The following is an 18,442-nucleotide window of genomic DNA, read 5'->3' on the forward strand; positions in this document are numbered from 1 at the left end:
GCAAGGCCGCGCAGGAGCGCACGAGGGATCAGGGGGGAGCAGCCGTGGCAGACCCGATGGGCCGATCGGAGCCGATCGCCGGCGTCTACGAGAAGCTGATCACGCATGACGTACGCGACGAGCTGGAGCGATTCGAGGCGGCTGGCTGGAAGGCCATTGACGCCGAGGTCAGCTCGGAGTCCGCCCCCCACGTCCTGGCTCGCTACGTCGGTGACGCTGTCGGCCAAAGGCTGGCTCAGGTTCCGGCCGAGGACCGCGTCAGCGTCGCGAACCGCATCCTCGAGGCCCTGGCCGCTACAAACGCTCCAGAATCGAGCGATGCCGAAACCGTCAGCTCCCTCATCGAGGGGCCGCGACAGCTTCTGTCTCTCGCACGGCAGGAGGCCCCAGGCGTCTACGCCTTGCGCCCCCTGACGCCTCTGTCCGAGACGTCGCTCATCACCAACTCCCCAGAGGACCTCAGCCTCGGTGCCGAGCTCAGGGCGGAGCTGGCTACGGCAGACCGCATCGACCTGCTTTGCGCGTTCGTGAAGTGGTACGGCATTCGCGTCCTGGAGGACTCGCTGCGCGCCGCGAGGGAACGTGGCGTGCCGATACGCGTCATAACCACCACCTACATCGGCGCCACCGACCGTCACGCGCTCGACCGTCTGGTCCGGGACTTCGGCGCCACGGTCAAGGTCAACTACGAAACACGGTCCACGCGACTGCATGCCAAGGCCTGGCTGTTCAGGCGTGAGACAGGCTTCGACACGGCGTACGTCGGCAGCTCCAACCTCTCGAAGGCGGCGCTGCTCGATGGGCTGGAGTGGAACGTACGGCTGTCGTCCGTCGCGACACCTGCCGTACTGGACAAGTTCGAGGCGACCTTCGACGCGTACTGGAACGACATCGCCTTCGAGACATACGACCCCGACCTCCACGCCGAACGTCTCGATGAAGCGCTGGCCCAGGCGAGTGGCACCAAGGCCAGCACGGACCTGAAGATCAACCTTTCCGGTCTTGAGGTGCGCCCCTTCCCCCACCAGCGGGACATGCTGGAGCGGCTCACCGTCGAGCGGGAGCTGCGCGGGCGGCACCGGAATCTTCTGGTCGCGGCGACCGGCACCGGGAAGACGGTGATGGCCGCCCTCGACTACCGCAGCCTGTGCAGCAAGTCGGACGGCGACCGACCGCGGCTGCTGTTCGTGGCCCACCGCAAGGAGATCCTCAAGCAGTCCCTGCGTACCTACCAGGAGGTACTGGACGATGCCTCCTTCGGCGAGCTGCTCCACGCAGGACAGGATCCACGCGACTGGAACCACGTCTTCGCCAGCGCCCAATCGCTCAACGTTCAGCGCCTTGAGCAACTGGCGCCGGATCACTTCGACCTCATCGTCATCGATGAGTTCCACCACGCCACAGCCACCACCTATCGGCGCGTCATCAACCACTTCACGCCGAAGGAGTTGCTGGGCCTGACGGCCACGCCCGAACGGATGGACGGGCTCAACGTCCAAGACGAGTTCTTCGAGGGCCGGATCGCGGCCGAGATGCGGCTCTGGGAAGCCCTGGAGAACGACCTGCTCTGCCCCTTCCACTATTTCGGCATCCCCGACGGCACGGATCTGACGAACCTTGGCTGGCAGAAGGGCTCGTACGCCGACCGTGAGCTCGGCAACCTCTACACGGGCAACCACGCGCGCGCCCGGATCGTGGTGAAGCAGATCCGGGACAAGGTCTCCAACCCTGGCGCCATGCGGGCGCTCGGCTTCTGCGTGACCAAGGCACACGCCCACTTCATGGCGGACTTCTTCCGAAAGGCCGGCTTCGAGGCAGTGGCGCTCGACAGCGACTCACCGTCTGAAGTGCGCTCCCAGGCGTTGTCCGACCTTCGTGACGGAAAACTCCAAGTGATCTTTTCTGTCGACCTGTTCAACGAGGGCCTGGACATCCCCGATGTCGACACGCTGCTCCTCCTCCGCCCTACCAACAGCGCCACCGTCTTCCTCCAGCAGCTGGGGCGGGGTCTGCGCCGCACCGAATCGAAGCCCGTCCTCACCGTCCTCGACTTCATCGGTCAGCACCGGGCCGAGTTCCGCTTCGAGGAACAGTTCCGAGCCCTGACGAACCTGTGTCGGAACCGACTCCTCGACCACATCGAGCACGACTTCCCCCAGCTGCCGTCCGGCTGCCAGATCATCCTGGAGGGCAAGTCGAAAGACCTCGTCATCGACAACATCCGGACCCAGCTGGGTGCCACGGTGAAGACACTGGTGAAGGAGGTCCGGGCCTACGGCACGCCCCGCCTCGCCAGTTACCTGCGGGAGAGCCGTCGGGAGATCAAGGAGCTGTACAAGAGCGACAACTCCTGGACGACAGTGCTGCGTCGAGCCGGACTGATCGACGAACCCGCGCCCTCTGCAGAGGTCGCACTCCTCAAGCGGGTCCACGCCTTCCTGCACGTAGACGATCCGGAGCGCGCGGAGGCCTATCTTCGCCTTCTCCAGGACGACGCTCCGGCGTACGAAGAGCTCACCCCCACCGACAAGTCGTTCGCCCGCATGCTGTTCTTCAACCTCTGGGACAACGCAGGCGGGTTCACCAGCTTCCAGGAAGGTCTGGAATCGCTGCGAGACCAGCGGGTGTTCCGGGACGAACTGCGGCAGGTGATTGCGCACGTCATCGAGCAGTCCGACCACGTCCCCATCCCACTCTCCGGCCCCCTCAGCCACGTCCCGCTGAAGGTTCACAGCGCCTACAACCGCTCCGAGATCCTCGCCGCCCTCGGCGTGGCCCGCTTCGGCGGCCAGATGCCCCGCTCCTTCGCACAGGGCGTGCAATGGGTCGAGGAGCTGAAAACCGACGCGCTTCTCGTCACGCTGGAGAAGAACGAGAAAGACTTCTCGCCCACCATCCGGTACAAGGACTACGCGTTGAGCCCGACGCTCTTCCACTGGGAGTCCCAGAACGCAATCGCCGCCAACTCGCCCACCGGCCTGCGCTACCAGGAACACAAGAAACGCGGCAGCCATGTCCTGCTGTTCATGCGGCGCTACAAGAACACCGACATAGGCAAGTCCCAGCCGTGGATGCTGCTCGGCCCGGCCACCTACGAAAAACACACCGGCAGCAAGCCGATGGCGATCACATGGCGCCTGAAGCACGAAGTTCCGGCCGACGTGTGGACGTACTCGGCTATCGCTGCGAGCTGAACGACACTGACGATCAGCGGACCTCAACGTCGGCGAGGAAGTGGGTCTGGGCTCGCTCCAGTTCGCACGCGGCGCCCACGCGGCAGCGGTAGGCAGCTTCGCCGTCTTGCGGGGGCAAGCGCGAGAACTCGACGTGGTGTACGTAGACCTCATCGGCGGCGGCCTCTTCATGGAGAAGCCGCAGGAACTGGACCGTTATAGGTTGGCGTTCGAGTACCTCAGCGCTCAAGCACTCGACTTCGAGTCGTCAGCCGAGCTCATCGAACGGATCAGCAAGGAGTCTTGATGGCAGCGTCGTCGGAACTGCACTGGTTCAAGTCCTCCTACAGCGGTGGCAGCGGCACCGAGTGCGTGGAATGCGCCTACACCGGTGACGACACGCTCATACGTGATTCCAAGGTGACAGGCGGGCCTGTGGTCAGGCTCCGACTTGATACATGGCGCAGATTCACACATGCCATAGCGCATGATGCGCTCAGATAGGCACCGCGCAGCGGACAAGGGACCCGGCGCGCGGCCCCTAGGGCGCTGCGTTCGCGTCGGCGGTGGAGGGGAGCACGGTCTCCGCATGCATGCACGCCAGGGCGGCTCAGCGGCTAAGGGCAGTTACTGAAGACCATGTGCCGGGCTCGGGCGCCGCAATGGATGCGGCGCCCGGTATCCGCTGCGCTACGCCGTCGCCGCCAGATCCCCCCGCCCGAAGAGGAGGGCGTAGCCCGGGGGGAGCTGGGTGAGGAGGCGGGTGGTCAGAGGGTCGCCCACCCAGGTCGCCAGGACGCTGAGGACCGAGCTGACGTCCCAGCGGGCCGTCGCGGGGGTCGAGCCCTCGATGCGCGTTGCCACCGACTCCACGAACTGCCGGGCCGTCAGGGGGTGGGTCGCGGGGATCTGGGAGGCGATCACCCGGGCCGCTTCCCGGGGGAGGGACTGGGCCAGGGCGACGCGTTCGTCGCCGGTCACGTGGCCGCCCAGGGCGGAGAGGACTATGCGGGTGACGCGTTCCGCCTCCGCCCTCGTGGTGTACTGGCCCGCCTCGCGCACCCGTTCCGTCAGTTCGTGCCAGCGCCTGGTGTCGGGGTCACCGTCACGGGCCACCAGGGGCGACGGAGTGGGGATCGTTGTTCTCGGCTGCGGGGTCGTCACGGTCATCGTGCTGGCTCCTCCTCCGGGACGCGTCGAGGCACAGGCAGAGCCGGTACCCCGTAATGCGCGGGACATGAGCGTGAGTTCGGGCAATGTGCGGAACGTGTGGAAGGTGTGGTCCGAGGGGCGGCGGGCACTCGCGGTGCGGTGCCGGCAGGTCGCGTCCCGGGTCCCGCCCGTGACCCGGGACGCGTCGCGTCAGCCGTCCTCCGGGCGGCCGGTCAGCCGCTGATCTGCTTGCGGCCGCTGTCGCCGCCCGCGATCTGGATGCGGCGGGGCTTGGCCGCTTCGGCCACCGGGATGCGCAGCGTCAGGACGCCGGCCTCGTACGACGCGTCGATGCGCTCCGTGTCGAGGGTGTCGCCGAGGAACAGCTGGCGGGTGAAGGTGCCCGTGGGGCGCTCGGCGACGAGCATCTGCGCGTCCTCGGGGGCCGGGCTGCGGCGCTCGGCGCGGACGTTGAGGACGTTGCGTTCGACGTCCAGCTCGATCGTCTCGGGGTCGATGCCGGGGAGGTCGAAGTGGACCAGGAAGTCGTCTCCGGCGCGGTAGGCGTCCATCGGCATCGCGGCCGGGCGCGCGGCTTCTCCGAAGAGCTGCTGCGTGAGGCGATCGAAATCGCGGAAGGGGTCGGTGCGCATGAGCATCACAGGTCACTCCTCTCTTCAGGGGTTGGGACGCGATGCCCTACGGCTTCTTATATAACCCCAGGAGGGAAAGTTGACAAGCCTCGACTCAGGTTGGGCGGGTCGGCTGACCTGCGCGTTAGCCTCGTCCACGGAGACACCGCAAAAGTGGTGAAAGAGGAGGCAGTCGTGGCCAGGGTTCCCAGTGCAGTCGTCGCCGCCACCGGGCTGGTCGGCGGGTATGGCGTGGCCCGTTGGACCAAGAAGCGGCAACTGGGTGGGGCCGTGCTGGCCGTCGCCGGGGTCGCTGCCGCCCAGCAGTGGCGGGCGCAGGCCGGCGGGAAGGCCGCGGGCGCCCTCACGGCCGCCTATGTCGCCGCGTTCGCCGGGTCTCATCCGCTGGCCAAGAAGGTCGGCGCCTGGCCGTCCGTCCTCGGTGTCGCCGGCGCCGTCGCCCTCGCCTCCTGGGCCGTCGCCGACCGCAAGGCATAAGACGCGGCAGGGCTGAGAACACCGTAGGGGCGGCCCCGTAAGGGCGACCAGCGCGGCGTCGGCCCGGTTACGCCCGCTCCCCCGCCCGGAACGCCCTCCGATACGCCTGCGGGCTCGTCCCCACCACCCTCCGGAAGCGCTCCCGGAAAGCCGTCGGCGAACCGAAACCGGTCTGGGTGGCGATCCGTTCCACCGGGTACGGCGTCGTCTCCAGCAGGTGCTGGGCCCGCCGTACCCGCGCCCGGTGCAGCCACTGCAGGGGCGTCGTGCCCGTCTGTTCGCGGAAGCGGCGGTTGAGGGTGCGGGTGCTCATACCCGCCTGGGCCGCGATCTCGTCCACCGTCAGATCGCGGTCGCAGTGGTCCTCCAGCCAGTGCAGCAGCGGCTCCAAAGTGGCGCCCGACGGCGCCGGGGGCAGGTCGTGGACGATGAACTGCGCCTGGCCGCCCTCCCGTTCCAGCGGCATCACCGACATGCGTGCCGCGTGCGCGGCGACCGCCGAGCCGAAGTCCTTGCGGATCATGTGCAGGCACATGTCCAGGGCGGCCGCGGCGCCCGCCGACGTCAGGAACTGGCCGTTGTCGACGTACAGGACGTTCGGGTCCACCGTCACCCTCGGGTGCCGCGCCGCCAGGTCCCCCGCCGCGCACCAGTGGGTCGTCGCGCGCAGGCCGTCCAGCAGGCCCGTCGCCGCGAACAGGAACGCGCCCACGCAGATCGAGGCGATCCGCGTGCCGTTCGCCGCCGCCGCGCGAAGCGCCTGCGCCACTCCCGCCGGGAGTTCCTCCGGGGGCTCCGCCACGCCCGGCAGGATGATCGTGTCCGCCTCCGCCAGCGCCTCCAGTCCGTACGGCGCCCGCGCCGTGAAGGCCCCCGCGCTCACCTCCCCCCGCACCGAGCACACCCGCACCCGGTAGGGCGCCCGGCCGTCGGGCAGCCGCGCCCAGCCGAAGGTGTCGATGGGGGCGGAGAGATCGAAGGGAACGACGCCGTCCAGCGCCAGTACAGCCACAGTGTGCATGGCGGGATCCTAGACCCCCGCCGAATTACGGCCAACGGCGTCCATCAGCGCCGTAACCGCAGACACTGGCCCCTGCCTGCCTGGCGGGAATTCGTCGAATCCTGGCACTCTCGCCACTTCTGCAAGATCCGCCCGCCGCCTACCGTCACCGCGTGACCAAGTTCCTCCTCGCCGTCCACGTCCTCGCCGCCATCGTCGCCGTGGGCCCCGTGACCGTCGCCGCCGGCATGTTCCCGCCCGTCGCACGCCGCGCCCTCGCCGCGCCCGGCGATCCCGCTGCCACCGCCACGCTGCACCTGCTGCACCGCATCTGCCGGGTCTACGCCCTCGTCGGCGTCGTCGTCCCGGCCTTCGGGTTCGCCACCGCCGACGAGATGGGCGTGCTCGGCAGCGCCTGGCTGATCGTGTCCATCGCGCTGACCGCCCTCGCCGCCGTCGTGCTGGCCGCGCTGGTGCTTCCCGCCCAGAACGCGGTGGTGGAGGGCCGCGGCACGAACCCCGCCCGGCTCGCCATGTCCACCGGGATCTTCAGCCTGCTGTGGGCGACCGTGACCGTCCTGATGATCGTGCGGCCCGGCTCCACGACAGGCGCCTGAACGCACAGGGGACCTACGGCGCGCTCGGCGTCGCCGGCGGTGCCGACGGCCCCTGCGCATCCCCCGCACCCCCCAGGCCGGACGCACCCCGCCTCGCCCCCCTGGCCCGGCTCGCCACCGCCGTCAGCGGACGGGCGACGTCCTCCAGCGAGCGGCGCTCCGCCCGTACGGCCAGGAAGGCCGCGACCAGGCCCGCCGCACACATCAGGGCCGCCCCGATCGAGAAGGCCAGGACCGTGTCGCCGACCCTGCCCGTCCCTGTGAGGTCGGCGAACAGCAGAGGGCCGCTGATGCCGCCCGCCGCCGTACCGAGCGCGTAGAAGAACGCGATGGACATCGCCCGCGTCTCCATCGGGAAGACCTCGGAGACCGTCAGATACGCGCTGGAGGCACCCGCCGAGGCGAAGAACAGCACCGCGCACCAACAGGCCGTCAGCGTGCCCGCGCCCAGCACGCCCCGGTCGAACAGCCACGCCGTACCGAACAGCAACAGGCCCGACAACAGATACGTCGAGGAGATCATCACCCGGCGGCCCACCGTGTCGAACAGCCTGCCCAGCAGCAGCGGGCCGCAGAAGTTGCCGACCGCGATCACCGCGAAGTAGTAACCGGTGTCGCCCGAAGGCACGTCGTAGAACCTGGTCAGGATCGCGCCGAAGCCGAACGTGATCGCGTTGTACAGGAACGCCTGGCCGATGAAGAGGGAGAAACCGAGGACCGCGCGCCTGCGGTAACGGGCGAAGACCGTGCGGGCGATCTCCCTGAACGTCACACTCTCGCGCTGGTGGATCTCCAGCTCGCCCCGCGGCTCGGGCAGCCTCGCACCCCCCTCCCGCTCCACCCGGCGCTCGATACCGGAGACGATCTCCTCCGCCTCCCGGTCCCTGCCGTGAATCAGCAGCCAGCGCGGACTCTCCGGGACATGCCGGCGGACCAGCAGGATGACCAGCGCCAGCACGGCTCCGAGGGCGAACGTCAGCCGCCAGCCGACGTTCCTGGCCAGCAGATCCGTGTCGAGCGCCACGATCGACAGCAGCGAACCGCCCACCGCGCCCAGCCAGAAGCTCCCGTTGATGATCAGATCCACCCGGCCGCGGTGGGCGGCCGGGATCAGCTCGTCGATCGCCGAGTTGATCGCCGCGTACTCACCGCCGATGCCGAAGCCCGTCAGAAAACGGAACAGGAAGAACCACCAGGCCTCCCAGGACAGGGCCGTCAGTGCCGTCGCCGCCAGGTACACCGCCAGAGTGATCATGAAGAGCTTCTTGCGGCCGAAACGGTCGGTCAGCCGGCCCCAGAACAGCGCACCCGAACAGGCCCCCGCCACATACAACGCGGCGGCCGTACCGGTGATCTGACCCGAGGTGATCGACACCCCGCTGCCCGGCTCGGCCAGACGGCCCGCGATGTTGCCGACGACCGTGACCTCCAGACCGTCGAGGACCCACACCGTTCCCAGGCCGATCACGATCGTCCAGTGCCAGCGGGACCACGGCAGCCGGTCCAGCCGGGCCGGGATGTCGGTGGTGACGGTCCGGCCGGTCCGACCCGGCCCGCCGGTCTCCGGTGACGGCGTCCACGCTGCGGCCATGAGCTCCCTCCTCGCCGAAGGTCATCCCCCCGACACGAGAAGGGGACGGCACAACGGGTGCCCCCGTCCCCCGGTTTCAGGCGCCCAGCGTCCGTGTCACCACATAGATCAACAACCCCGCCAGCGACCCCACCACCGTGCCATTGATCCGGATGAACTGCAGGTCACGGCCGATGTGCGCCTCGATCTTCCGGGTGGTGTGCTCCGCGTCCCAGCTCGCCACGGTGTCCGTGATCAGCGAGGTGATCTCCCTGCGGTACGTCGTCACCACATGCACCGCCGCACCCTCCACCCAGCTGTCGACCTTCTCCTGCACCTTCGGCTCGGTCGCCATCCGCGTCCCCAGCGACAGCAGCCCGGCCCGCACCCGCATCCGCAGCTCACTCCGCTCGTCCTCGGCCGCCGCCACCACCATCGCCCGCACGGCCGTCCAGGCCGACGCGATCAGATCCTGCACCTCACCCCGGCCCAGCACCTCAGCCTTCAGCCGCTCCACCCGCGCCCGGGTGTCCGTGTCCGACTGCAGATCGGAGGCGAAGTCGGTGAGGAACCGGTCCAGCGCACCCCGCGCCGGATGGGAAGGCATGTCCCGCATCTCGACGACGAACCGCAACAGCTCCTTGTAGACCCGCTCGCCCACCTTCCGGTCCACGAACCGCGGCGTCCAGCCCGGCGCACCACCCTCCACCGCCACCATCACATCGTCCCGGTGCAGCACCAGCCAGTCGTGCGCCCGCGCCACCACCAGGTCCACCGCCCGCCGATGCCCGCCGTCGGCGACGATCCCCTCCAGCATCTTGCCGATACCCGGCGCGATCTCCTTCGTGTTCGCCCGCCGGGTGATCGCCTCGCTCACCACCACCTGCACATCCCTGTCCCGCAACACGGTCAGCGCACCGCGCAACGCCGTGGCCAGCTCCGCCGTCACCCGGTCCGCATGCTCCGGCTCGGCCAGCCACACCCCGAGGCGGCTGCCGATACCCACCGCGCGCAACCGCTGCCGCACGACGTCCTGGGAGAGGAAGTTCTCGCCGACGAACTCCCCCAGCGAGATGCCCAGCTGATCCTTCTTGGTCGGGATGATCGCGGTGTGCGGAATGGGCAGCCCCAACGGATGCCGGAAGAGCGCGGTCACGGCGAACCAGTCCGCCAACGCACCCACCATGCCGGCCTCGGCAGCCGCCGCGACATAACCGGCCCAGGGCCCGGCACCCTCGTGCGAGGCGAGCTTGGCCAGGACGTACACCAGCGCCACGAACAGCAGCATGCACGTCGCGGTGAGCTTCATGCGCCGCACCCCGCGCCGGCGCTCCTCGTCGGCCGGAGTGAAGGCCGTCATGGACTTGTACGACACGCCCCGCGCCGGCGCCGCTTCCGTCTCGGTCGTTTCCATCAGCTCCACCCGTTCAGTTCCACCCGATCGGTGATCCCGCACACAATTGTCCCTTCCTGACCGACTCCCGGAACGGAACAAGAGTTCCCGGCGTCTGTCAGAAGGGGGGCTTTGGGCAGGGCCCTGACAGCTCCCCCGGCCCATGACGCATCATGGGCTCATCAAGATCGGAGCCTCGGGCTCCCATCCCCGAGGAGAACAACACAAGCGTGACCAGACGTCGTGGTTATGCGCTGCTCAGTGCGCTCGTCGCACTCGTCCTGGCCGTGTCCGCCACCATCTACCTCACCGTGACGGCCGACGACGGCACCCCGCGCACCGCCCTCACCGACGACCGCCCCCACCACGGCGCCTCCGTCGCCCCCGCCTCCACCGGCACCTGGGTCGGCGCCTGGTCCGCCTCCCCGGTGGGCGGCGAACCCGGCACCGAGACGACAGGCCTCGCGGGCCGCTCCGTGCGCAACGTCGTCCACGCGAACACGGGCGGCACGAGCGTCCGGATCACGCTCTCCAACCTCTACGGCCACGAGCCGCTGACCATCACCCACGCCACAGTCGCGCTCGCCACCGGCGACGGCACCGCCGCCGCCGACCCCGGCACCATGCGCCGCCTCACCTTCAACGGCGCCACCACCGTGGTCGTACCCGCCGGCGAACAGATCGCCAGCGACCCCGTACGCCTCGCCGTCCCGCACGACAGCGACGTCCTGGTCACCACCTACTCCCCCACCCCCTCCGGCCCCGTCACCTACCACCCGCACGCCCGGCAGGTCTCCTACGTCGCCGACGGCGACCGCACCGAGGACGCCACCGGCACCCCGTACACCCGGCAGACCCCGTACTGGCGCTACCTGACGGCCCTGGACGTCCTCAGCAACGAGGCCGACGGCACCGTCGTCGTCTTCGGCGACTCCATCACCGACGGCATCACCTCCACCATCGGCGCCAACCACCGCTGGCCCGACATCCTCGCCGGCCGGCTGCACACCGCACTCGAAGGCGGACGGCAGGTACCCCGCTACAGCGTCGTCAACGAGGGCATCAGCGGCAACCAGGTCCTCGCCGACGGACTCGGCCGGCCCGCCGAGAACCAGAGCGGTCTCGGCCGCTTCGGCCGCGACGCCCTCTCCCACCCCGGCGTCAAGGTCGTCGTCATCGACCTCGGCGTCAACGACATCCTCCGCAACCCGCGGCTCGCCGACCCCAACAAGATCATCACCGGCCTGCGCACCCTGGTCCGCCAGGCCCACGCCCGCGGCCTGAAGGTCGTCGGCGCCACCCTCATGCCCTTCCAGGGCCACCGCGGCTGGACGGCCGCCCGCGAGACGGTACGCCAGCAGGTCAACGCCGAGATCCGGTCCGGCCGCGTGTACGACGCGGTCGTCGACTTCGACAAGGCGCTCCGCGACCCCTACGCCCCCCGCCGCCTCCGCCCCGACTACGACTCCGGCGACCACCTCCACCCCAGCGACCTGGGCTTCAGCCGGATGGCCACGGTCTTCGACCTGAACACGCTCAAGGGCGCGGGACAGGCGGAACTGTAGACACGGGGCGGAACCCGAAGATGCGGGGCGAGGAATACTGGCGGGCATGACCCGCTTGATCCTCGCCACCCGCAACGCCGGAAAGATCACCGAGCTGAGGGCGATCCTCGCCGACGCCGGACTCCCCCACGAGCTGGTGGGCGCCGACGCCTACCCCGACGTCCCCGACGTCAAGGAAACCGGCGTCACCTTCGCCGAGAACGCCCTGCTCAAGGCCCACGCCCTCGCCCAGGCCACCGGCCTCCCCGCGGTCGCCGACGACTCCGGCCTCTGCGTCGACGTCCTGAACGGCGCCCCCGGCATCTTCTCCGCCCGCTGGGCCGGCCGCCACGGCGACGACAAGGCCAACCTGGATCTCCTGCTGGCCCAGCTCGCCGACATCGCGGACGAACACCGGGGCGCCCACTTCGCGTGCGCGGCGGCGCTCGCCCTGCCGGACGGGCGCGAGCGGGTGGTCGAGGGCCGGCTCCGGGGCGTACTCCGGCATGCCCCGGCCGGCACGAACGGCTTCGGCTACGACCCGATCCTCCAGCCGGAGGGCGAGACGCGCACCTGCGCCGAGCTGACCCCCGAGGAGAAGAACGCGATCAGCCACCGGGGGAAGGCGTTCCGGGCGCTGGTGCCGGTGGTTCGGGAGCTGTTGGGCTGAGCTTGCGGAGAGGCCCCGCACCTTTGAAACGAAGATGTGGGGCCGCTTCCGCCTGTGCGCCCGGTCGGATTTGAACCGACAACACCAGGCTTCTAAGGCCTGTCTCTCTGCCGTTGGAGTACGAGCGCGTGCCGTGCTCTACCTTACTGGGCGAGAGTATGCCGTTGCCGACCGCCTCGGCACCAGGTGTCCGTAGTCGCGTGGCAGTTGGGGCACAGCAGCCGGAGATTCTCGCGCCGGTCGTCGCTCCAGTCGCCGTTGACGTGGTCAACCTCCAGCGTCATCGGCCTCCCCATCCACTCGGGCCCGATGCCGCACTTGGCACACTTCTGCGGTACACCCACCTCTCGGAGCGCACGGCGTAACAGGTAGGTGCTTGTCCGACGCTGACCATCGTGCTTAACCAGTACGTCCTCCGGCCGCTTGGTACAGTCCGGGCGGGCTTTGCCTCGACCGTGTGCCTGCCCTCGGAAGTGCCCGGTCGAGATGCCCTCTTCGGTAACCCATCGACGCAGCAGCGCGCGCTGAGTCCCGGTATCCGGGCGCCCCAGGCGACGAAGCGTCTCGGCGATGGAGACCGACTCGGCGACCGCCACATGCAACTCATCGGGCGCGGGACGGGCACGCCTGCCGGAGTCAGGGAAGTGCGAGATGTCGATCCCGAAGTGCGTGAATCGCCGAGGGCCAACCGCTCGCGCGTGTACTGCACTCCGCTGCTCATACGGCGCCCGCCCGCGCGCGTCCCTTGCCGCGCCCTCGGTAAGTGTCGGTGGTCGAGTGGCAGTTGGGGCAGAGGAACCGCAGGTTCTCGACGCCGTTGTTGCGCCAGTCGCCGTCGATGTGGTCGACCTCAAGCGGGAGCGGCTCTCCGTGCCAGACCGGCTCGATACCGCACAAGGCGCAGCGCTCCTCCACGCCCGGCTCGGTCATCGCCCTCTTGAGTCGCCGGCTCGGGATGCGCCGCGCATGCGCCGATGTGTCGTGGACAAAGATCTCTTCAGCGCTTCGGCGACGCTGGTTGTACCTCATCCGTTCGGTTCGGACCACAGACGTGAAGTGCGAGATGTCGATTCCGTACGCCTTGATCCGTCGGGCGATGTTGGCCTGGTGACCACCTACGGAGTCGAGCCCGAGTCGCCGCACGACCTCGTTGATGCTCGCGGACGCGACGACCGGCTCAAGAATCTCCCGCGTCCACTTCACCCCCTCCCGCTCGAAGTGCGCGACATCCACCCCGAGTTTCCTCATCCGCTCCAGGACGTACCGCCGCGTCGGGCTCCTCGGACCCACCCCCAGCCTCTCCAGCGCCTCCGACAACGTCCGCGCTCCGCGAGCCGCTTCTTCCAGCCGCTGCCTGGTGTACGCGCCGGCCCCCATCGAACCCCTCCGTTCCGGGCACGCGTTCGCCGCCCGTACGGAGTAACGAACCGGTTATCGAACAGTCACGCACGGAAAGAGGAAGCGGCCCGCGCCGGAATGTCCCGGTGCGGGCCGCCGACTGCGGAATCGGGCGCCGTCAGATACCCAGATCCTTGATGATCTTGGCCACGTGGCCCGTGGCGCGGACGTTGTAGAGGGCTCGTTCGACCTTGCCCTGCTCGTCGACGACGATCGTGGAGCGGATGACGCCCATGTACGTCTTGCCGTAGTTCTTCTTCTCGCCGTAGGCGCCGTAGGCCTCGGTGACCTTCTTCTCCGGGTCGGCCAGCAAGGTGACCTTGAGGGATTCCTTCTCGCGGAACTTCGCCAGTTTCTCCGGGGCGTCGGGGCTGATGCCGAGCACGTCGTAGCCGGCGGAGGCCAGGACATCCAGGTTGTCGGTGAAGTCGCAGGCCTGCTTGGTGCAGCCGGGGGTCAGGGCGGCCGGGTAGAAGTAGACGATGACCTTGCGGCCCTTGTGGGAGGAAAGGGAGACCTCGTTGCCGTCGGCATCGGGGAGGGTGAAGGCGGGGGCCACGTCCCCCGGCTGGAGTCGCTCGCTCATCGGGCCAGGGTAACCGGGGGCCCTTGCGGTGCGCCGGGAGGAGAAGCTGACAGACTGTCCGGGACAGCATCACAGACTTCGGAGGCCGTACGGTGGCGGACACGTCGGACACCAGAACCCCGGCGCAGATCGAGGCGGACATCAAGCGCCGCCGCGAAGTGCTGGCGGAGACGCTCGACGAGATCGGGGTGCGGGTGCACCCGCAGACGATCATCGGGGATGCCAAGGCCAAGGTCGTCGCGAACATCGATCACACCGTCGGGCGGGCGTATGTGCAGGTCAACCGGGCGGTCAGTGAGGTGCGGGCGCAGTTCGTCGACGAGGAGGGCGGGCTGCGGGTGGCGCGGGTCGTGCCCGTCGCGCTGCTCGCCCTGGGTGTCGTGGGGCTGCTCGCCGTGGGCCGCAGGCGGCGCAGGCGCTGACCCGGACGCGGACGAGCAGGGCGAAGGCAGGTAGGTTCGAGGCGTGAGCGCCAACAGAAACCAGCACAGCACCCCCCATCACGACAAGCTTCCCATCCGGATGCTGCACGACCGGGTTCTGGTCAAGCAGGAGACCGGTGAGGGTGAGCGGCGGTCTGGGGGCGGCATTCTGATTCCCGCCACCGCGGCGGTCGGGCGGCGGCTGGCCTGGGCCGAGGTCGTCGCGGTCGGGCAGAACGTACGGACCGTGGAGCCGGGTGACCGGGTCCTGTTCGATCCGGAGGACCGGGCCGAGGTCGAGGTACGGGGTGTGGCGTACGTGCTCATGCGCGAGCGGGACCTGCACGCCGTGGCCGCGGACCGTTTCGAGGGGTCGGAGGACTCCACGGGGCTGTATCTGTAGTCCCACAGCGCGGAGAAGGGGCCGGTGACCGTCGTCACCGGCCCCTTTTGCGCTGCTTTGCCATGTTCAAAGGCGTCAGCCCGACGAGACGCGCCGTACCGGGATCCCCGACAATGAAGTACAGCGAGGGCTTCACCCGGCTGGTGCCCGGTGCACCGCCGCCCGGATCTTCTTCGTGTGTCTGCTGCTGGTCGCCGTGGTGGGGCTGAAGGCGACCAGCGGTCACTGAGACGTCACGTGGGCGGCACGGAGGTCAAGGGTCAGGCGGCGGGGTCGCCGCCTCCGGGTCCGGCGGCCGTGCCCGCCGGACCGCCGCCGCCGTCGGTTCCGCCTCCTGTGGTCGTGTCGCCCGCGGTGGTCCCTCCGTCGGCCGTGCCGCCGCCGGTCGTGTCGCCTCCGTTGGTCGTGCCGCCGGTGGCGTCTCCGCCGGTGGTGTTGGTGCCGCCCGTGGTGGTGCCGCCGGTGTCGCCGGTGGTGGTCGTGCCGCCGTTGGTCGGGGTGCCGATGGTGCCGCCGTCGGTCGGGCTGGCGGTCGCACCGCCGTCGGTCGGGGTGCCGGTGGGGCCGCCGTTGGTCTGGTCACCGGTCGTGCCCGGCTGGGCCGAGCCGGTGGTGCTGGGCGGCTGCGGCTGGTCGGCGCCCTGCTGCAGCTGGAGGTCGAAGTCGGAGGCCGGCTTGTTCTTCAGCGCGTCCGCCGTGTACTGGGCCCAGATCTGGGTCGGCGGGCCGCCACCGTTCATGCGGGCCTGGCCGAGGGCGCCGTATAGCGGCATGTGCTTGGCCGTCACCGGGTCCTGGCCCATGACGGAGACGACCGTGGCCAGGTCGGGGGTGTAACCGGCGAACCAGGCGGCGGTGTCGTTCTCGGCGGTGCCGGTCTTGCCGGCCGCCGGGCGGCCCGCGGCCTGCGCGGCGGTGGCGGTGCCGTTGTCGACCACGCTCCGCAGGATGGACGTGGTGGTGTCGGCGGCCTCCCGGGTGACGGCCTGCTTGACCGGCTGCTCGGGCAGCTTGACCTCGTCTGTGCCGTCCTTGGTGATCTTCTCGATCAGGGTGTACGTGCCGTGCTTGCCGTGGTTGGCGAGCGTGGCGTAGGACTCCGCCATGTCCAGCACGCTGGCGGTGGCGGTGCCGAGGGCGATCGAGGGGTACGGCTGGAGGTCCGGGGTGCCGGAGGGGACGCCGAGGTCGATCGCGGTCTGCTTGACCTTGGACGGGCCGACGTCGACGGCCATCTGCGCGTAGACGGCGTTCACGGACAGGTCGGTCGCCTTGGTGACGGTGATCTGGCCGTACGACTTCTGGTCCTCGTTCTGCGGGGCGTAGGCGCCGCCGCTCCAGCCCTGTACGGGGCGTTCGTTGGTGCCGTCGTACATGGTGTTCGGGGTGATGGGGCGGCCGTCCTGGGTGGTCGAGCCGTTCTGCACCGCGGAGGTGAACACGAAGGGCTTGAAGGTGGAGCCGACCTGGAAGTCACCGCGGGTGGCGCCGTTGGTGTACTGCTTGACGTAGTCGATGCCGCCGTACATGGCGACGACCTTGCCGGTCTTCGGGTCGACGGAGGCTCCGCCGGCGCGGACGTACTTGTCGACCTTGTTGTTCTTCTTGTCCAGCTTGGAGATCAGCTGGTCGTCGACCGCCTTGACGAAGGCGTTCTGCCTGCTCTTCTGGATGGTGGTGGTGATGCGGTAGCCGCCGGTCGCGAGCTGGTCGTCGGTGAGGATGTCGTTGGTGGTCAGGTAGTGCTTGACCGCCTCGACGAGGTAGCCGCGCTGGCCGGACATGCCCGTGGAGACCGTCTGCTCCTTCGGCATCGGGAACTTCATGCCGGCGCGCTGGGAGGCGCTGAGCCAGCCCTTCTTGACCATGCCGTCCAGGACGTAGTTCCAGCGGGCGACGGCCGCGGCCTTGTTCTCGGGGTGGGCGACGACGTCGTACTCGCTGGGCGCGTTGACGAGCGCGGCGAGGTAGGCGGCGCGGGCCGGGTCGAGGTTCTCGGCGTCGACGCCGTAGTAGGCCTGGGCGGCGGACTGGATGCCGTAGGCGTTGCGGCCGAAGTAGCTGGTGTTGAGGTAGCCCTCGAGGATCTCGTCCTTGGACTTGTTGCGGTCCAGCTTGATCGAGATGAAGAACTCCTTGGCCTTGCGGGTGACCGTCTGCTCCTGGCCGAGGTAGTAGTTCTTCACGTACTGCTGGGTGATCGTCGAGCCGGACTGCTTGCCCTTGCCGGTCGCGGTGTTCCAGGCGGCGCGGAGCATCGCCTTGGGGTCGATGGCCGACTCGGTGTAGAAGTCGCGGTCCTCGGCGGCCAGTACGGCGTGCTGGGCGTCCTTGGAGATCTGGGCGAGGCTGACGTTCTCCCGGTTGATCTCGCCGTCACGGGCCAGCTGGGAGCCGTCGGCGTAGAGGTAGACGTTGGCCTGCTTGGTGGCGAGGGCGTTGGCCGGCGGGATCTTGACCAGGGAGTAGCCGAGGAAGAAGAGGCCGACGATCAGCAGGATCCCGATGACGAAGGTGCCGAGCACCATGCGCCAGGTCGGAATGATCCGCCGCCATCCGGTCCGCTTGGGCCGCTTCGGCTTCTTGCCGTTGCCGTTGCCGTTGCCGTTGCCTCCGGCGAGCTGGCCGTCGGCGGGGGTGGCGGCGAGGAGGGCGGTGTTCTCTTCGGAGGGGCGGAGAGAGTTGCGGGTGCCGGTTCCGGTGCCGCGGGCGGCGGCTCCGGCCGCGCCTGCGTGGGCGGCCGGGGAGGCCTGGGCGGCGGCACCGGCGGCGAGGCCGGCGGCGCCGACCGCTCCGGCCGGGCGGGCGGTGCCGGGGCCGGTGGTACGAGGGGTACGGCCGCCGGCGTTCGGCTCGCCGGCCGGAGAGGCGGTCGGCGTCCTGGCGGGGTCGCCCGGCTCGGCCGCGCGGGGGGCGTTGACCCGCCGGAGAACCTGCGTGGTCTCGGGGGCGGGCGCCTCACCGGAGCCCTGGGCCGCCCGGGGCGCCGTGACGCGCCGGAGTACCTGCGTGCTCTCGGCCGACTGCGGCTGCTCGGATCCGGTCCGGGCGGCCGGGACCTGCGGCTTCCCGGAGTCGGTACGGGGCCGACCGGACGCCTGGGAGGCGGCGGCACCGGAGGCCTGGGAGGCGGTGGACGCACCGGAATCCTGGGACCCGGTGGAGGCACCGGACGCCGAAGCCGCACCGGTTGCGGAACCGCCCGAAGCCACGCCCTCGCCGCCCCCCGGACCGCTGCCGGACGCCGACGCGCCCCGGTCCGCCGAGCCATCACCGGAGCGAGCCGAGCCATCACCGGCACCGGAGACCGCGCCGGTCGCGGAGCCACCACGAGTCACACGGTCCGCCGAGCTACGACCCGAGCCCGGGACCTCACCGGACACC

The 18,442-nt window shown here is 69.6% G+C and carries 17 protein-coding genes, 1 tRNA gene and 1 pseudogene; 9 read left to right on the forward strand and 10 right to left on the reverse strand.

What is annotated here, in order from left to right; all coding sequences use genetic code 11:
* The first annotated feature begins 56 nt into the window (after positions 1-56).
* The 3 genes and pseudogenes from ACQPXS_RS19545 to ACQPXS_RS19555 all read left to right on the forward strand — a co-directional run bounded on the left by ACQPXS_RS19545 (position 57) and on the right by ACQPXS_RS19555 (position 3,677).
* A complete protein-coding gene (locus tag ACQPXS_RS19545; protein WP_433455870.1) occupies positions 57-3,194 on the forward strand; it encodes a DUF3427 domain-containing protein in 3,138 nt (1,045 codons plus the stop codon).
* Positions 3,195-3,219: 25 nt separating this feature from the next.
* Positions 3,220-3,480: pseudogene (locus tag ACQPXS_RS19550) on the forward strand (Scr1 family TA system antitoxin-like transcriptional regulator); the annotation flags it as partial.
* Positions 3,480-3,677: a DUF397 domain-containing protein gene (locus ACQPXS_RS19555; protein WP_433450670.1), complete on the forward strand. Its 198-nt coding sequence runs from the start codon at positions 3,480-3,482 to the stop codon at positions 3,675-3,677. The pseudogene ACQPXS_RS19550 and the gene ACQPXS_RS19555, both read left to right, overlap by 1 nt.
* A gap of 186 nt (positions 3,678-3,863) precedes the next feature.
* On the opposite strand, the gene ACQPXS_RS19560 is transcribed toward ACQPXS_RS19555, so the two are convergent.
* Positions 3,864-4,343: a DUF2267 domain-containing protein gene (locus ACQPXS_RS19560; RefSeq protein ID WP_351809818.1), complete on the reverse strand. Its 480-nt coding sequence runs from the start codon at positions 4,341-4,343 to the stop codon at positions 3,864-3,866.
* Positions 4,344-4,558: 215 nt separating this feature from the next.
* On the reverse strand, positions 4,559-4,984 hold the full coding sequence (locus tag ACQPXS_RS19565) for an Hsp20/alpha crystallin family protein (RefSeq protein WP_433450672.1): 426 nt from the start codon (positions 4,982-4,984) through the stop codon (positions 4,559-4,561).
* Between the two features lie 168 nt (positions 4,985-5,152).
* Between ACQPXS_RS19565 and ACQPXS_RS19570 the strand changes: the two genes are divergently transcribed.
* A complete protein-coding gene (locus tag ACQPXS_RS19570; RefSeq protein WP_351809827.1) occupies positions 5,153-5,455 on the forward strand; it encodes a hypothetical protein in 303 nt (100 codons plus the stop codon).
* Between the two features lie 67 nt (positions 5,456-5,522).
* Here ACQPXS_RS19570 and ACQPXS_RS19575 read toward each other — a convergent pair whose 3' ends face one another.
* Positions 5,523-6,476: a GlxA family transcriptional regulator gene (locus tag ACQPXS_RS19575; protein WP_433450674.1), complete on the reverse strand. Its 954-nt coding sequence runs from the start codon at positions 6,474-6,476 to the stop codon at positions 5,523-5,525.
* 152 nt (positions 6,477-6,628) lie between these two features.
* On the opposite strand from ACQPXS_RS19575, the gene ACQPXS_RS19580 reads away from it, so the two are divergent.
* Positions 6,629-7,072 carry a hypothetical protein gene (locus tag ACQPXS_RS19580; protein ID WP_433450675.1) on the forward strand — a complete coding sequence of 148 codons (444 nt, stop codon included), beginning with the start codon at positions 6,629-6,631 and terminating at the stop codon, positions 7,070-7,072.
* 13 nt (positions 7,073-7,085) lie between these two features.
* Here the strand turns inward: ACQPXS_RS19580 and ACQPXS_RS19585 are convergent, their stop codons facing one another.
* A complete protein-coding gene (locus tag ACQPXS_RS19585; protein WP_433450676.1) occupies positions 7,086-8,663 on the reverse strand; it encodes an MFS transporter in 1,578 nt (525 codons plus the stop codon).
* 76 nt (positions 8,664-8,739) lie between these two features.
* Positions 8,740-10,056 (reverse strand): DUF445 domain-containing protein, encoded by a 1,317-nt coding sequence (locus ACQPXS_RS19590; RefSeq protein WP_433450678.1) that lies wholly within the window; start codon positions 10,054-10,056, stop codon positions 8,740-8,742.
* Between the two features lie 209 nt (positions 10,057-10,265).
* Here ACQPXS_RS19590 and ACQPXS_RS19595 point away from each other — a divergent pair, with 209 nt between their 5' ends.
* The gene (locus ACQPXS_RS19595; protein ID WP_433450680.1) at positions 10,266-11,600 is read left to right on the forward strand and encodes an SGNH/GDSL hydrolase family protein; all 1,335 of its coding nucleotides are present in this window, start codon (positions 10,266-10,268) and stop codon (positions 11,598-11,600) included.
* A 46-nt stretch (positions 11,601-11,646) separates the two neighbouring features.
* Positions 11,647-12,249 carry an RdgB/HAM1 family non-canonical purine NTP pyrophosphatase gene (gene rdgB, locus ACQPXS_RS19600; RefSeq protein ID WP_356309454.1) on the forward strand — a complete coding sequence of 201 codons (603 nt, stop codon included), beginning with the start codon at positions 11,647-11,649 and terminating at the stop codon, positions 12,247-12,249.
* Between the two features lie 55 nt (positions 12,250-12,304).
* Here rdgB and ACQPXS_RS19605 read toward each other — a convergent pair.
* From ACQPXS_RS19605 to bcp, 4 genes are all read right to left on the reverse strand, one after another.
* Positions 12,305-12,377 (reverse strand) — tRNA-Leu (locus ACQPXS_RS19605).
* A gap of 15 nt (positions 12,378-12,392) precedes the next feature.
* Entirely contained in the window at positions 12,393-12,845 is a 453-nt protein-coding gene (locus ACQPXS_RS19610; RefSeq protein ID WP_433450681.1) for an HNH endonuclease, read from the reverse strand.
* A 121-nt stretch (positions 12,846-12,966) separates the two neighbouring features.
* Complete coding sequence (locus tag ACQPXS_RS19615; protein WP_433450683.1) at positions 12,967-13,626, reverse strand: HNH endonuclease signature motif containing protein; 660 nt, start codon at positions 13,624-13,626, stop codon at positions 12,967-12,969.
* Between the two features lie 139 nt (positions 13,627-13,765).
* Positions 13,766-14,233: a thioredoxin-dependent thiol peroxidase gene (gene bcp / locus ACQPXS_RS19620; protein WP_351809854.1), complete on the reverse strand. Its 468-nt coding sequence runs from the start codon at positions 14,231-14,233 to the stop codon at positions 13,766-13,768.
* A 92-nt stretch (positions 14,234-14,325) separates the two neighbouring features.
* Here bcp and ACQPXS_RS19625 point away from each other — a divergent pair, with 92 nt between their 5' ends.
* Both ACQPXS_RS19625 and ACQPXS_RS19630 read left to right on the forward strand, forming a co-directional pair.
* Positions 14,326-14,655 (forward strand): DUF3618 domain-containing protein, encoded by a 330-nt coding sequence (locus ACQPXS_RS19625; protein ID WP_433450685.1) that lies wholly within the window; start codon positions 14,326-14,328, stop codon positions 14,653-14,655.
* A gap of 43 nt (positions 14,656-14,698) precedes the next feature.
* Complete coding sequence (locus ACQPXS_RS19630; RefSeq protein WP_031159553.1) at positions 14,699-15,058, forward strand: GroES family chaperonin; 360 nt, start codon at positions 14,699-14,701, stop codon at positions 15,056-15,058.
* 260 nt (positions 15,059-15,318) lie between these two features.
* Here the strand turns inward: ACQPXS_RS19630 and ACQPXS_RS19635 are convergent, their stop codons facing one another.
* On the reverse strand, positions 15,319-18,270 hold the full coding sequence (locus ACQPXS_RS19635) for a transglycosylase domain-containing protein (RefSeq protein ID WP_433450687.1): 2,952 nt from the start codon (positions 18,268-18,270) through the stop codon (positions 15,319-15,321).
* Between the last annotated feature and the right edge of the window lie 172 nt (positions 18,271-18,442).

It is taken from the genome of Streptomyces sp. CA-142005, assembly GCF_050942335.1.
Taxonomy (GTDB): Bacteria; Actinomycetota; Actinomycetes; order Streptomycetales; family Streptomycetaceae; genus Streptomyces.

Bases quoted from the DNA above. Each gene is read 5' to 3' on its own strand.
- ACQPXS_RS19545 (WP_433455870.1), top strand. From the start codon at position 57: ATGGGCCGATCGGAGCCGATCGCCGGCGTCTACGAGAAGCTGATCACG.
- ACQPXS_RS19555 (WP_433450670.1), top strand. From the start codon at position 3,480: ATGGCAGCGTCGTCGGAACTGCACTGGTTCAAGTCCTCCTACAGCGGT.
- ACQPXS_RS19560 (WP_351809818.1), bottom strand. From the start codon at position 4,343: ATGACCGTGACGACCCCGCAGCCGAGAACAACGATCCCCACTCCGTCG.
- ACQPXS_RS19565 (WP_433450672.1), bottom strand. From the start codon at position 4,984: ATGCTCATGCGCACCGACCCCTTCCGCGATTTCGATCGCCTCACGCAG.
- ACQPXS_RS19575 (WP_433450674.1), bottom strand. From the start codon at position 6,476: ATGCACACTGTGGCTGTACTGGCGCTGGACGGCGTCGTTCCCTTCGAT.
- ACQPXS_RS19585 (WP_433450676.1), bottom strand. From the start codon at position 8,663: ATGGCCGCAGCGTGGACGCCGTCACCGGAGACCGGCGGGCCGGGTCGG.
- ACQPXS_RS19590 (WP_433450678.1), bottom strand. From the start codon at position 10,056: ATGGAAACGACCGAGACGGAAGCGGCGCCGGCGCGGGGCGTGTCGTAC.
- rdgB (WP_356309454.1), top strand. From the start codon at position 11,647: ATGACCCGCTTGATCCTCGCCACCCGCAACGCCGGAAAGATCACCGAG.
- ACQPXS_RS19615 (WP_433450683.1), bottom strand. From the start codon at position 13,626: ATGGGGGCCGGCGCGTACACCAGGCAGCGGCTGGAAGAAGCGGCTCGC.
- bcp (WP_351809854.1), bottom strand. From the start codon at position 14,233: ATGAGCGAGCGACTCCAGCCGGGGGACGTGGCCCCCGCCTTCACCCTC.